This window comes from Pseudophaeobacter sp. A-200-2 (assembly GCF_041008815.1).
GTDB lineage: Bacteria > Pseudomonadota > Alphaproteobacteria > Rhodobacterales > Rhodobacteraceae > Phycobacter > Phycobacter gallaeciensis_A.
Genome location: NZ_JAXGFU010000002.1, coordinates 383674 through 396714 on the forward strand (window position 1 = coordinate 383674; position 13041 = coordinate 396714).

Sequence of the window (13041 nt, forward strand, 5' to 3'; positions counted from 1 at the left end):
GTAGCCCGTGGTCACGACATGTGTAGCGGATGTTGTGCAATTTCCGCGCGACACTGCGTCATTCGGATTTGGCAGTGTTCGACTGGCAGCCAGGGAGGAACGTTTCAAGATGAGACGTAACCTCTTGCCAGAGGGGGCGGGCGGCCCTAATGCGAGAGCATGGAAACTGTGATGACATATCGTGCACATGCCCGGGCCGTGGCGGTTCTGGGCCTGCCACTGATCGGTGGCCATGTGGCCCAGTTCGCGATCAACATGACCGATACCATCATGCTGGGTTGGTATGGCGTCGATGAACTGGCGGCGGTGACGCTGGCCGGATCCTGTTTCTTTGTCTTTTTCATGCTGGGGGCTGGCTTTGCCTTTGCAGTGATGCCGCTGGTGGCGGCCGCAGCAGGCGCTGGGGAAGAGCGCCAGATCCGACGCTCCACCCGCATGGGGTTGTGGCTGTCGCTGGCCTATGGCGTTCTGGCGATGCCGGTGCTGTGGTATTCCGAGCCGTTGTTGTTGATGCTGGGGCAGAAACCGGGGGTGGCGGCGGATGCCTCGGCCTATCTGCGTATTGCAGGCTGGGGGTTGTTCCCGGCGCTCCTGGTGATGGTGTTGAAATCCTATCTGGCGGCGCTGGAGCGCACGCAGGTCGTGCTTTGGGTTACGGTGCTGGCGGCTCTCGTCAATGCCGTGGTGAACTATGCGCTGATCTTTGGCCACTGGGGCGCGCCAGAGCTGGGCATTACGGGTGCGGCGATTGCCTCGGTGCTGACGCAGCTTGTGTCGCTGGTGGCAGTGCTTGCATATGCGCTGAAGGCGCTGGCCGAGCACGAGCTGATGCGTAATTTTCACCGCCCCGACTGGGAGATGTTGCGAGAGGTCTTCCGCCTTGGCGTGCCGATCGGGCTGACCAATCTCAGCGAGATCAGCCTGTTCACCGCCTCTGCGATGATGATGGGCTGGCTGGGCACGGCCACCCTGGCGGCGCATGGGATTGCGATCACGCTGTCGGGCCTCACCTTCATGGTGCACCTCGGTCTCAGCAATGCGGCGACGATCCGGTCCGGCAACGCCTATGGGCGCCGCGACTGGCCACATATGGCGCGTGGGGCGAAGGTCGTGATCGCCCTGTCGCTGGCCATGTCGGTTGCGACGATCATCCTGTTCCTGACCGCGCCGGATCCGCTGATTTCGCTGTTTCTGGGCACCGAGGATCCGGACAAGCCACAAATCCTGCTTATCGGGGCCGGGCTGTTGGCCGCGGCGGCGCTGTTTCAGCTGATGGATGGTATGCAGGTGGTGGTTCTGGGGCTGTTGCGCGGGGTGCAGGACACCGGCGTTCCGATGGTGATCGCCGCGCTCAGCTATTGGGTGGTCGGCATCCCGGCCTCCTACCTGTTCGGCTTTACCTTCGGTTGGGGCGGTGTCGGGGTCTGGTACGGGCTGGCGCTGGGGCTCAGCTGTGCCGGGTTCTTCCTGCTGATCCGGTTCTGGCGTCAGGCCGCCCATAGGGTACCTGCCGCCGCGATCTGATCAGGGTTACGGGAAACGGCGACAGGCCGGTTTAGTCCTTGCGAGATTTCATCAGCTGGTCGGCCTTCTTGCGCACCAGAACCGAGCGCAGGTCGTGCATCGCCATTAACAATGCATCCGAGACTTCATCCAGCTGTTCGTCGGTGGCCTTGCTTTGCACCCAATGGGCGGTGAGGTTCAAATGGTCCACCGCCCGGTGGATGTCATCAATGTCCCGCCGCGCCAGCGTGGCGATGCGGTCTGCCATCCAGGTCTCGATCGCCTCCATGTCGCGGGCGGAAAGCTGGCGGTCCCCATGCGGGCGGATCTCGCCGTTGCGTGTGTTCACAACGGCGATCTGATCCATGTCGATCCGGCGCTGGCGGTTCTCCGTATCCACACGGAACACAAAGGCCCCGTTTTCGCGGACACGGAAGTAATACTCGGGCAGCGCAGCGGACATAGGCGGTCTCTCCGGTTCAGCTGAGGGTGTCGCAGAAGCTTTTGATGCGGCGGCAGGCCTCTACCAGCGCTTCGTCCGAGGTGGCGTAGCTGATGCGGAAATTCGGCGACAGACCGAATGCCGCGCCAAAGACCACGGCCACATCCTGCTCTTCTAGAAGCGCGGTGGCAAAGGCTTCGTCATCGCTGATGACGGTGCCCTTGGGCGTGTTCTTGCCAATCAGCCCGGCGATGGAGGGGTAGACGTAGAAGGCGCCTTCGGGCGTCGGGCAGGTGATCCCGTCGATATCATTCAGCGCAGCCACCACCAGATCGCGGCGACGTTTGAAAGCAACGTTGTTCTCGGCAATGAAATCCTGCGGACCGTTCAGCGCTTCGACTGCGGCCCATTGACTGATCGAGCAGGGGTTCGAGGTCGATTGCGACTGCACCTTGCGCATGGCGGCGATCAGATGCTCGGGGCCTGCAGCATAACCGATGCGCCAGCCGGTCATGGCATAGGCCTTGGAAACGCCGTTGCAGGTGAGGGTTCGCTCGTAAAGGCCCGGCTCCACCTCGGCAGGAGTGCAGAATTCGAACCCGTCAAAGACCAGATGTTCATACATGTCATCGGTCATAACCCAAACATGCGGATGGCGCATCAGGACGTCGGTCAACGCCTTCAGCTCGGCCCGGTTATAGCCCGCACCGCTGGGGTTGGAGGGCGAGTTGAAGATGAACCACTTGGTCTTCGGGGTGATTGCGGCTTCCAGCTGCTCGGGCGTCAGTTTGAAATCGCTTTCCAGCGAGGCTTCGACCGAGACCGGGGTTCCGCCGGCCAGCAGCACCATGTCGGGATAGCTGACCCAATAGGGGGCTGGAATGATCACCTCGTCGCCCGGGTTCAGCGTTGCCATCAGCGCATTATAAAGCGTCTGTTTGCCGCCAGTGCCGACCGAGACCTGTTTCGGGGTATAATCCAGCCCGTGATCGCGCTTCATCTTTGCGCAGATCGCCTGTTTCAGCTCGGGAATGCCGTCGGGTGCGGTGTATTTCGTCTTGCCCGCCGCGATGGCGGCGACGGCAGCGTCCTTGATGTTCTGGGGCGTGTCGAAATCCGGCTCACCGGCGCTTAGACCGATCACATCGCGCCCCTGCGCCTTCAGCTCGGCGGCAAGGGTGCTGATGGCAATAGAGGGTGACGGTTTTACGCGAGAAAGTGTTGCTGACAGAAAAGACATGGCGGAGTGGCCCCGGTTTGTATGTTGCTGTTAACTGTCATAGGGTGCGGCCAAATCGCGATCAAGCGGCATTGGCGCGTTCAATTAAGGGAGAGCCAAAATGGCCAACGATACAACAGACTGGTTCGGACCGGAGGCCGCGACGTTCGGCGACCGCGTGGCAGCTGCAAGAGAGGCGGCCGGCATGACCCAGGGCCAGCTGTCGCGGCGTCTGGGCGTCAAGAAAAGCACCCTGTCGGGCTGGGAACAGGACCTGTCCGAGCCGCGCGCCAATAAACTGTCGATGATGTCCGGCTTGCTGAACGTGTCGATGACCTGGCTGCTGACGGGCGAAGGCGACGGCATGCCCGAGCCGGGCGAGCTGGAACTGGAAGCTGGCGATTTCTCTTCCGTGCTGAGCGAGCTGCGCGAGTTGCGCGCCGAGCTGCGCGCCGGTTCGGACCGCGCTGCGCGTCTGGAAAAGAAACTGCGGAACCTGCTACAGAACGCAGCACAATAAGACGAGAGCGACTCACATGAGCGGACAGACCCCTGGGGCAGAAACACGCGAAAACCGGCTGAAGCGTTTGCAGATGCGGTCGATGCGGCGTGGAATCAAAGAGATGGATATTCTTCTGTCCGCTTATGCTGAGGCCAACCTTGCGGCCATGTCAGAGGCGGATCTCGACCTCTATGACCGGCTGCTTCATGAAAATGATCAGGATTTATATCAATGGGTTACGGGGCAGGTCCCGGCGCCCGAAGCGTTTTCTGAGCTGGTTCAACACATTGCGCAAACCTATCAATAATCATAAAAATTCAGCTTAACTGATTTTTCGGAAATTGTAGGCATTCTGTCTCTCAGCAAATTCGAGTCGGAGATGCGAATGAGTATGGAATTGCCAATTGGCCAGCAGGACCGAAAAGGGTTCATGACTGGCTACCTTGAAGCACTGGCGCTGGTAGAACGTCTGCACCGGTTGTTGCTGGATGTGATCAAGGATGAATTTGAACGCGTAGGCGTTCTGGAAATCAACGCCGTCCAGGCGCTATTACTGTTCAACATCGGCGACAATGAAGTCACCGCTGGCGAACTGAAGACGCGTGGCTACTATCAAGGTAGCAACGTCAGCTACAACCTGAAAAAGCTGGTCGACATGGGATACATGCATCACCAGCGCTGCGAAATCGACCGCCGGTCGGTGCGTGTGCGTCTGACGCCGCGTGGCCGGGAAATCCGCGATATCGTGGCTGGGCTGTTCTCGCGTCACGCAGAAGGCCTGGAAGGCAAAGGTGTCATCAGCGGAGAAGGTATTGCAGACATTACCGCCTCGCTGAAACGTGTGGAGCGCTACTGGTCTGACCAGATCCGCTACATCTACTGATATGGTGCTGGACCGTTTGGTCCAAAGCCGCTGCCATGCAGCCAGAAAGGCTGCTCGATCTACCTGTTAAGAAGACCCTAGTACGGCTGTAAAACGCAGCCAAAACCCCGACTTGAAGAATTCAAGAGTGAACCGTTTGCGACCTACAGGAGCTCAGCCGCGAGGGTGAGTGTCGCACAGGCAAGAATGCCTCAACAGATCAATACATGGCCCCAAAGGGAAACGGTGTTTAGCCAGTAAAGATCAAGGCCCCGACAGACCGAACACGGCAGGGGGCGTATAGAGGTACACGCGCTGCCCGCAGATCACCGCGGCGCCGAGCGCTAATAAAGGCGACAAAAACAGAAAAAGGCGGCCCCGGAAACGGGGCCGCCTTTTTCACGTGTTCTGTTCTGGTGTCCTGAACCGGCTCCTGTGCTCTGGCCCAGCAGCCGGAGGGCTGCTGGCTTTACCAGTGCCCGGAGCTTTCCATGCTGGCCCAGGGCTCTGCCGGTTCCAGAGCTTCACCGTTCTGCAGCAACTCGACCGAGATATTGTCGGGGGAACGCACAAAGGCCATGCGCCCGTCGCGCGGCGGGCGGTTGATGGTGACGCCATTGTCCATCAGGTGCTGGCACATCTCGTAAATGTTATCGACGCCATAGGCGAGATGGCCGAAATGGCGGCTGTCGCTCGGCAGTCCGTCGTCGCCATCCCAGTTGTAGGTCAGCTCAATCGGGGCATCTTCCTGACCCGGAGGCGCGAGGAAGATGAGAGAGAACCGGCCTTGCTCACTGTCATAGCGGCGCGTCTCTACAAGGCCCAGAAGCTTGTAAAAGGCCATGGATTTCTCAAGGTCCTTAACGCGGACCATAGTGTGCAAATAGGTAAGGGGCATGTGATTTTCCCTGATCTGATCACGTTCGGGCCGACAGTAACCTTCAGGTCCGGAAAGTCGAGGGGGCGGGGGTCAGAAAGCTGACTGAATGCCGAAGTTCACGCCGAAGCGATGCGATTCATAGAGGCCGATATTGCTGTCGAGCTTGGATGCTGAAATGCTGACCGTCGGGTTGAAACCGTAGTAATCAATCTTGTTGAAGGTGAGCGAGACATCTGCCTGGTAGCGGTCATCGTGGCGCCCGTCCGGGCTGTGCGGGGAGACGTCATAATCCCGGACCCGCCCCCAAAGACCAAATTGCGCCGTCGCGCCGAGGATCGGCTTGCCCAGCGTCAGCTGGGTGCGCAGGCCGACCTCCTCAAATTCGTCGGGGGCATAGTTTGACGTTGCCCCGGCCACAGACAGGTTGGTCCAGAGCGTTGCGCCAGAGGGCAGCTTGAAGCTGTAGGAAAGATCTGCGCGCCAGGTGTCCTGGTCGCTGGTCGCGACACCGTCCTGAATTTCATGCGACAGGCGCGCGTTGATCCGGCGGCCGCGGTCCAGCTTGTAGCTTTGCCCGGCAGAAAGGCGCAGGAAGCGGGCGTATTCCTCACCGCCGTACCAGCTTTGCCCCAGATCGGCGGCGACGCGGAATTCGCCCCTACGGTCCAGATTGATGCCACGCAAGCCATAGCCCATCTGATATGTGGCAAAGGCAAAGTCGCTGCCCTCGGCGCCGGGCGCCTGTGCCTTGGCTTCGGAAGAGAGGGTATAGCTACGCGCATCCAATGAGAAGGCGAGGTCATGAGCCCGGGTTTCGGTTTCGTGAAACCGGTATCGGGATCGCAAGCCCACTGCGTATTCGATCCCAGAGAGCGCCATCTGGGTGCCTCCCAGCTCGAACTCCACGGGTTGGCCCAGAAGCACCTCTGCCAGCTCGTAATTCAGGAATGAGGACCGCTCGGAGGAGCCGTTGTTGATGTTGGATTCGGGAGAAACCGAAAAGGAAAACCGATGCAGCCAGGGGGTGCTGGCGCGCAGGTATCGGAAATCGCGCACTGCGCGGCGCTCCAGCTGTTCGTCCGGGGCATGTTCCACGGCGCGGCGCAGCCAGAATTGCGCCATGGTGCGTTGCCCGCCCGAGGAAAGCGCTTGCGCCATGATCAGGGCGGCTGCGTATCGGTCGCTGTCGGTCTCGGCCAGTGACCAGGCTTGTTTGGCTGTTTTTCGTGCGGTGGGATAGTCGCCCAGATCCCGCGCCGCCCGCGATTTGATGAGGAGCGCGGTGCGGTCCTCTGGGTCGCGTGAGATCAGCGCCTCGGCCAGGGCCATGGCCTGTTTCGGATTGCTGACCTTCAGGAGCTGCGTCGCCGCAGCGCGCATCTGAGCCGGGGTCAGCACCGTTTCACCCGAAGGCGCAGCCGTGGTCACGGCCCCGAAAGAGGCCGGAACCGTCGCGCAGAGCAGGACCAGTGCAGCCCTGCCCAGACCTTGGCTGAGCGGCTGAACGCGAGGCATCTCAGGCTCAGTTATTGTAGACGATGAAGCCACCCGTCTCGCGGACGGAATTTGCAGCCGGGTCAAGCGAGTTTTCCAGCACAACGACGCCGACGATTTCCTCGGCATTGTCGCCCGAGACCACCGCGTAGTAATTGCCGGTTTCATAGGTTTGGGCCGTGCCGTTGGCATCGACATAGGTGCTTTGCAGGGTGCCTATGATTTCGCCGTTGTCATCCAGATTGTTCGGGCCGACATCGAAGACGGCAACCGGAATGCTGGATAGCGTCAGGTTCTTGTCGACGTTGATCCGGTTGATCACGTCATTGGTGATGTCATTGCCGTCTGTGTCGTAGATGGTCCGGTTGGTCAGGCTGCCCCTCACGGCATCGCCACGCCCGCCGGTCGCCGGGTTAAAGTCGTCAAAGTCGATAGCGATCTGCACGTCGGCGGTGGTGTACTCCAGTCCCGCGGCGCCGTTGTAGTCCCGCAGGCCGGCCAGGGAGCCATTATACTGCGCCTGTCCGCTGCTGGGCAGGGTGACGGAATTGTCGCGCTGATAGACGAAGCCGCCAAAGCCATAACCGGCATAGGCGCCTGTGCGGACAATGGCGAATTTGCTGTTGCCGGAGGTGCTGACGCCGTAAATCGCCCGGTGGGTGAACTGGTTGATTGGCTCGTTGTCGGTAATGTCGCTGTACTGGGCGTCGGCCTCGTAAACGGCAAAGGGGCCAAGGCTGCTGACGGCGGTGCCGCGGGCATAGGTGCCGTCCCCGTCAAAGGCGAGGTTGTCCACCGAGAACGTATCGTTGTTGCTGTCATAGCTGATTTCGGTGGCGTAGCCATTGCCGATATAGGCGTCTTCGGTGCTGGTACCTTCGCGGCGGAAGATCGAGGTGTCAGCGGTCGGGGAGGGGGTCCCCGGTGGGCGGCCGTCCCCGTCGATACCGGTATCTGTTCCGGTGTCGGTGCCTGTGTCGCCGCCGTTATCAGCCGTGTCTTCGGTGAACGGATTCCCGTTGCCGCACGCCGATAGCGCAAGCGCCGCAATAAATGCGCCAGTAATCTTATTCATGATGTGCCTGCCTCTGCTCGAACTTCTGGGCGGTTTTTTTCTCACAATTTGCCGCAGCTCCCAAAAAGTCAACGGATTTGCGGGATGGGGAAAACTTTGTCGACGGGGCTGGCCTGAATGCCATAGTTCGTCTTTGGGGTGTTGGCAGCAGGCGCTGCGGCGCAAGGCCTTGGCGCGAGCCGGTGCAACGGGTATGACCAAAGGCGAAACAGCCCGGCAACCGGGCGCGGCCGGGGAGGGGACGACCTTTGCAGCAATATCACGACGCCTTGCGCCACATTCTGGAGAATGGCACCCGTAGCAGCGACCGCACCGGGACCGGGACGCTGTCCTGTTTCGGCATGCAGGCGCGCTACTCTCTGGCCGATGGGTTCCCGCTGGTCACCACCAAGAAGCTACACCTGCGCTCGATCATTCACGAGTTGCTGTGGTTCCTCTCCGGGGATACCAACATCGGCTACCTGAAGGACAACGGGGTGTCGATCTGGGATGAATGGGCGGATGAGAATGGCGATCTGGGGCCGGTCTATGGCTATCAGTGGCGCCGTTTCCCGCGTCTGGATCTGGTGCCCGGAACCACGGGGGACGAAGCCCTCTATCGCGCGGGCAGTGTCGATCAGATCGCGGATCTGGTGAAGATGATCGAAATCTCGCCCGACAGCCGCCGCCTGATCGTGTCGGCCTGGAACCCGGGCGATGTGCCGGATATGGCGCTGCCGCCATGCCATACCCTGTGGCAGGTGCGGATCCTGGGCGGTAAGCTGCATCTGCAACTCTATCAGCGCTCGGCGGACATGTTCCTGGGCGTGCCGTTCAATATCGCCTCTTACGCGCTGTTGCAGGCGATGCTGGCACATGTGACAGGCTATGAGGTGGGTGATTTCATTCACACCATGGGGGATGCGCATATCTATGCAAACCATATGGATCAGGTGCAGGAGCAGCTGTCGCGGACGCCGAAACCCCTGCCGCAGCTGCGGATCAAACGGGACGTGAAATCGATTTTCGACTTCCGCTACGAGGACTTTGAATTCCTGAACTACGATCCCGATCCGGCCATCAAGGCGCCGGTCGCGGTTTAACGGGGGCAGCAGAGATGATTACACTGATCGCGGCCCGCGCCCGAGATGGCGCCATTGGCAAGGACAACACGATACCCTGGCACGCGCCCGAGGATCTGAAGGCGTTTCAGCGTGAAACACTGGGCGGTGCCATCGTGATGGGGCGCCGGACCTGGGACAGCCTGCCGTTCAAGCCGCTGAAAAACCGCCTGAATATCGTTGTGTCATCAGATCCTGCCGCAGCGGATACCGTCTGCGCCTCGATCGGGGAGGCCATCGATATGGCCTATGCACAGGGATACCGGCGCGTCTATGGCATCGGCGGCGCCGGGATCTATGCTGCGATGATGGGGCTGGCTGATCGCCTGCTGATCACCGAAGTCGATGTTGCCGTCGAAGGCGCTGATACGTTCTTCCCCAATTTCAGCGAGGCGGATTGGAACCTCATCGGAACCACCGCCTTACGGGCGGCAGATCCGGCCTGCGCTTTGGTGGAGTACCTCAGACGATAAGATGGCCTGGTGAGGTGTCGCGTGGATCGGCGTGCCTGTGCGCGCCGCCTCACCCCCGTCAGAGTTCGGTGATTTCACCGGCCATCTGTCGGCCATCGCGACCTTCAGTCAACTCGTAACCGACTTTCATATTGTCAGAGAGTCCCTTTAATCCGGAACGTTCGACCTGAGAGATGTGAACAAAGACATCCTTGCCGCCTGTGTCGGGTTCGATAAATCCGTAACCCTTTGTGTTATTGAACCATTTCACGGTGCCACTTGGCATGTTCCGTGTCTCCTTCTACCTTATACGCGCCCCGGATATTGCCAAGGCGTTCACAATTGCCTTTCTTCGGCGCCGGACAATGCTGCGTGAGGAGCTATACGGCATCCGAAAAATGTCTAGGCAAGTCCGACTGTTACATGCGTGAACAAAAAATCAAGACCAGACCTCAAAATCTTCCGTAAATTACGGGAAACGATCCAAAGCGAAAGAGAATGATACGATGCAGCTTTTTGGACTGAAGAACTGTGATACTTGCCGTAAGGCACTGAAACTCTTGCCAGAGGCTACACTGGTGGATGTCAGGGCCGATGGCGTGCCGGATGATGTTCTGGAGCGCGCCTATGCTGAATTTGAAGGCAAACTGGTCAATACGCGCTCAACCACATGGCGGGAGCTCAGCGACGCTGAACGGGAAACCCCGGCGCTTGATCTGCTGCGCGCACATCCGGCGCTGATGAAACGGCCCCTGATCGAAGATGACGGCAAGCTGTACCTTGGCTGGGACAAGAGCGTTCAGCAGGCCCTTCTGCCCGAATAAGGTAACGAAAAACGCCATCCCCGTTTTTGGCGGGGATGGCGGGAATGACGCGTGACGATTTCGGTTGAGATCAGGCCGGATCGGTCGCAGCGAACTTGCGGCGCAGCACTGCATCAAGCGACAGGGCGCCGGCACCTTTGATCACCAGTACGCTGAGCAGGAAGACCCACAGCAGACGTTGATCCAGGATGATGCCGTCCGGGAAGCGGTCGAACCAGGCGCCAAGTGTCTTCGGATCGGTGCCGTTGTGACCGTAGATATCGGTCAGGGACTGCACCACGACAAAGCCAATCATGCCAAGCGCGGCAAGACGGGTGAACAGGCCGATGATCAGCAGCAGCGGCAGGATGAATTCGGCCCAGGTGCCTGCCATGACGACCAGCCAGTGGAATGCGCCGAGCTGCGACACGTCATAGCCGACGGCTTCGAATTGCTTCGGGAAGATCTGCGCATAGGCGCCCATAGAGGGGCTGAACAGGCCCAAAATGCCATCACCCAGCTTGGTGACGCCGGAGACCCAGAAATACATCAGCAGGGTTGCAGCAAAGACGAAACGGGTGAGGGCAGGCAACAGCCAGCTTCCCGCGGTTTCGATGAGGCCGAAGACCGCGTTGTGGAGCGAAACAACAGAACGCATTGGTTTTCCTTTATGTCATGAGATCATAAGATCGGTCAGCCCGCCGCCCTCTAAGAGCAGGGTCAGCGGTTGGGAGAGGTCGAAATCAGGGCTCGCTTGCAGGGCCGCCTCATAGGCTGCCCCGATGCTTTGACCCTGGATCAGGGCGTCGATCCAATCAGCGCCGCCGGGGTGCAGCGGCTGGGCGATGGGATCGAATTCGGGCCGGGTAATCAGCACGTCCTGCGCCTCGGCCCGGGGTTTGGGGGCGCCGGGCTGCGTGGCGAAACGCCAGATGTCATGCAGCGGCCAGTCGGAGCGCAGCAGTTCTACCGCCGGGGCAATTCCCACCTTCAGTGACATCAGCACATCAGGGGACATCCCGGCCAGCGCATCCCGTGCTGCGGGCGTTGCGTCGGCTGCGTGGTAGGAGCGGCGCAGCGCAAGTTCGAGACGGGCCACATCGGGCAAGTAGCCCAGATGGTTCAGCTGCTGCATCCCGGCCAGAAAATCAGGGAAATCGCCGCCGAAATGCATCATCAGGGGCGAGGCGGGCGGGTGCTTGCGAAAGTAAAGCCCGGCCAGCCCGTCCATGTTCTCCTTGCCCAAAAGGCCCGCGATCGCCGGGAACCCTTCGTGCAGGGCTTCTGTCAGAGAGGCCGCCACATTGTTGCGGTAGACCGAAAACCGGCGACCAGCCGGACGGCCAACACCATCCGACAGCCCATCCGGAATCGGGGCATCCGGCGCCAGCAAGGCGCTGACAAAACCTGTTTGCGACAGTTTCATCTCGCTACCTGTGCCGGGGCAACTTTCGACAGGGCCTGATCCGCGCGCATTGCCTCGTTCCGCAGAATGGGCCAGTCCGGCACATCTGTGTCCCATTCGATCAGAACAGGTTTGGGACCGGATTTGGCCAAGGTGTAGTCGAGCAGAGACCAGACAGGGTCCACAACCTCGCGCCCGTGGCTGTCGATCAGCAGTGGCGCGCCGTGATCGTCTTCATCTTCGTCGTGCCCGCCCAGATGGATTTCGCCGACCTTATCGAACGCGAAGGCGTCGATATATCCGGTGGGCGAGAACCCGAGATTGGTCGCCGAGACAAAGACGTTGTTGACGTCCAGCAGCAGACCGCAGCCAGTACGGCGGCTGATTTCGGCCAGAAATTCCGGCTCGGACCAGTCGCTTTCGTCAAAGGCGAGATAGCTGGAGGGATTTTCCAGCAGCATGCTGCGGCCGATGGTGGTCTGCAGTTGGTCGATGTGATCGCAGATCCGCTCTAGCGTCTCTGTGGTATAGGGCAGGGGTAGCAGATCGTTCAGGAAATGGCTGTCATGGGTGGACCACGCCAGATGCTCAGAGAAGCTCGCCGGGTTCAGCCAGTTCACCAGCTTTTTCAACCGCGCAAGGTGGTCACGGTCCAGCGGCGCTTCACCACCAATCGACAGGCCCACGCCGTGCACGGAGATTGCAAACCGCTCGGCCAGATGACGCAGCTGCGCGATGGGGCGGCCGCCGTCGCCCATGTAATTCTCGGCATGGATTTCCAGCCAGCGCACTGGTCCGGGGCCGTGTTCATCCGTCACAGACCGGATCAGGGCGTCAAAATGCTGCGGCTTGTACCCCACGCCGGGGGTAGTCGGCAGTTGGTTGGGAAGTACGGCGTCCAGCATGGCGTGTCCTGCTCGTCTGGTCGTGGCTTGGGGCGGGGTGAAGATGTGAAGGGCGGGCAGGCGCGCGCCCTTCACGAAATCAATTATTATGCGGGCAGGTCGCGTTCCAGCGGCTCAAGCGAGCCTTTGCGCGCGGTGCCGTCTGCCATTTCCGGCAGTTCGATTTCGGCGCAGGTGCCTGCGTCGACCAGGGTCCAGGCGTTGCCCTGATAGTCAACGACCGAGCTGCCCGCGCAGGTGGTGCCGGGGCCGGCGGCGCAATCGTTCTGGCCGGCCAGGGAGATGCCGTAGCACTTTTCCTTGCTCTGCGCAGCGGCAGGCATGGTGGTTGCAGCGGTCAGGGCAGCGGCAACCGCGCTGGCGACGGCGAGGGATTTTGCGTGGTTCGACATATGAAGT

The 13041-nt window shown here is 60.4% G+C and carries 17 protein-coding genes; 7 read left to right on the plus strand and 10 right to left on the minus strand.

The window, feature by feature from the left end; all coding sequences use genetic code 11:
• Positions 1–171: 171 nt before the first annotated feature.
• Positions 172–1524, plus strand: coding sequence for an MATE family efflux transporter (locus tag SM766_RS04445; RefSeq protein WP_274828391.1), 1353 nt, complete (start codon positions 172–174; stop codon positions 1522–1524).
• A 31-nt stretch (positions 1525–1555) separates the two neighbouring features.
• Here SM766_RS04445 and SM766_RS04450 read toward each other — a convergent pair whose 3' ends face one another.
• A complete protein-coding gene (locus SM766_RS04450) occupies positions 1556–1966 on the minus strand; it encodes a hypothetical protein (RefSeq protein WP_065270725.1) in 411 nt (136 codons plus the stop codon).
• A 16-nt stretch (positions 1967–1982) separates the two neighbouring features.
• The gene (locus tag SM766_RS04455; protein WP_368947055.1) at positions 1983–3185 is read right to left on the minus strand and encodes a pyridoxal phosphate-dependent aminotransferase; all 1203 of its coding nucleotides are present in this window, start codon (positions 3183–3185) and stop codon (positions 1983–1985) included.
• A gap of 100 nt (positions 3186–3285) precedes the next feature.
• On the opposite strand from SM766_RS04455, the gene SM766_RS04460 reads away from it, so the two are divergent.
• From SM766_RS04460 to SM766_RS04470, 3 genes are all read left to right on the plus strand, one after another.
• The gene (locus tag SM766_RS04460) at positions 3286–3684 is read left to right on the plus strand and encodes a helix-turn-helix domain-containing protein (RefSeq protein ID WP_274828393.1); all 399 of its coding nucleotides are present in this window, start codon (positions 3286–3288) and stop codon (positions 3682–3684) included.
• 16 nt (positions 3685–3700) lie between these two features.
• Positions 3701–3973 carry a succinate dehydrogenase assembly factor 2 gene (locus SM766_RS04465; protein ID WP_274838493.1) on the plus strand — a complete coding sequence of 91 codons (273 nt, stop codon included), beginning with the start codon at positions 3701–3703 and terminating at the stop codon, positions 3971–3973.
• Between the two features lie 78 nt (positions 3974–4051).
• Positions 4052–4549, plus strand: coding sequence for a MarR family winged helix-turn-helix transcriptional regulator (locus SM766_RS04470; protein ID WP_197492335.1), 498 nt, complete (start codon positions 4052–4054; stop codon positions 4547–4549).
• Positions 4550–4997: 448 nt separating this feature from the next.
• On the opposite strand, the gene SM766_RS04475 is transcribed toward SM766_RS04470, so the two are convergent.
• From SM766_RS04475 to SM766_RS04485, 3 genes are all read right to left on the minus strand, one after another.
• Positions 4998–5426 carry a VOC family protein gene (locus SM766_RS04475; protein WP_065270720.1) on the minus strand — a complete coding sequence of 143 codons (429 nt, stop codon included), beginning with the start codon at positions 5424–5426 and terminating at the stop codon, positions 4998–5000.
• A gap of 72 nt (positions 5427–5498) precedes the next feature.
• Positions 5499–6923, minus strand: coding sequence for a surface lipoprotein assembly modifier (locus tag SM766_RS04480; RefSeq protein ID WP_368947056.1), 1425 nt, complete (start codon positions 6921–6923; stop codon positions 5499–5501).
• Positions 6924–6930: 7 nt separating this feature from the next.
• The gene (locus SM766_RS04485) at positions 6931–7977 is read right to left on the minus strand and encodes a hypothetical protein (RefSeq protein ID WP_368947057.1); all 1047 of its coding nucleotides are present in this window, start codon (positions 7975–7977) and stop codon (positions 6931–6933) included.
• Positions 7978–8225: 248 nt separating this feature from the next.
• Here SM766_RS04485 and SM766_RS04490 point away from each other — a divergent pair, with 248 nt between their 5' ends.
• Complete coding sequence (locus SM766_RS04490) at positions 8226–9059, plus strand: thymidylate synthase (RefSeq protein WP_368947058.1); 834 nt, start codon at positions 8226–8228, stop codon at positions 9057–9059.
• 14 nt (positions 9060–9073) lie between these two features.
• Positions 9074–9550 (plus strand): dihydrofolate reductase, encoded by a 477-nt coding sequence (locus SM766_RS04495; RefSeq protein ID WP_368947059.1) that lies wholly within the window; start codon positions 9074–9076, stop codon positions 9548–9550.
• A 58-nt stretch (positions 9551–9608) separates the two neighbouring features.
• Here the strand turns inward: SM766_RS04495 and SM766_RS04500 are convergent, their stop codons facing one another.
• Positions 9609–9815 carry a cold-shock protein gene (locus SM766_RS04500; protein ID WP_065270715.1) on the minus strand — a complete coding sequence of 69 codons (207 nt, stop codon included), beginning with the start codon at positions 9813–9815 and terminating at the stop codon, positions 9609–9611.
• A 220-nt stretch (positions 9816–10035) separates the two neighbouring features.
• On the opposite strand from SM766_RS04500, the gene SM766_RS04505 reads away from it, so the two are divergent.
• Positions 10036–10353 (plus strand): arsenate reductase family protein, encoded by a 318-nt coding sequence (locus SM766_RS04505; protein WP_368947060.1) that lies wholly within the window; start codon positions 10036–10038, stop codon positions 10351–10353.
• A 70-nt stretch (positions 10354–10423) separates the two neighbouring features.
• On the opposite strand, the gene SM766_RS04510 is transcribed toward SM766_RS04505, so the two are convergent.
• The 4 genes from SM766_RS04510 to SM766_RS04525 form a co-directional block, all read right to left on the minus strand.
• Positions 10424–10990, minus strand: a complete 567-nt coding sequence (locus tag SM766_RS04510; RefSeq protein ID WP_274828400.1) for a DoxX family membrane protein — start codon at positions 10988–10990, stop codon at positions 10424–10426.
• A gap of 15 nt (positions 10991–11005) precedes the next feature.
• Positions 11006–11758: an HvfC/BufC family peptide modification chaperone gene (locus SM766_RS04515; RefSeq protein WP_368947061.1), complete on the minus strand. Its 753-nt coding sequence runs from the start codon at positions 11756–11758 to the stop codon at positions 11006–11008.
• Positions 11755–12642, minus strand: a complete 888-nt coding sequence (gene bufB / locus SM766_RS04520) for an MNIO family bufferin maturase (protein WP_368947062.1) — start codon at positions 12640–12642, stop codon at positions 11755–11757. Before bufB ends, SM766_RS04515 begins: the two co-directional genes overlap by 4 nt.
• An 86-nt stretch (positions 12643–12728) precedes the next feature.
• On the minus strand, positions 12729–13034 hold the full coding sequence (locus SM766_RS04525; RefSeq protein WP_065270710.1) for a BufA1 family periplasmic bufferin-type metallophore: 306 nt from the start codon (positions 13032–13034) through the stop codon (positions 12729–12731).
• Positions 13035–13041 lie beyond the last annotated feature (7 nt).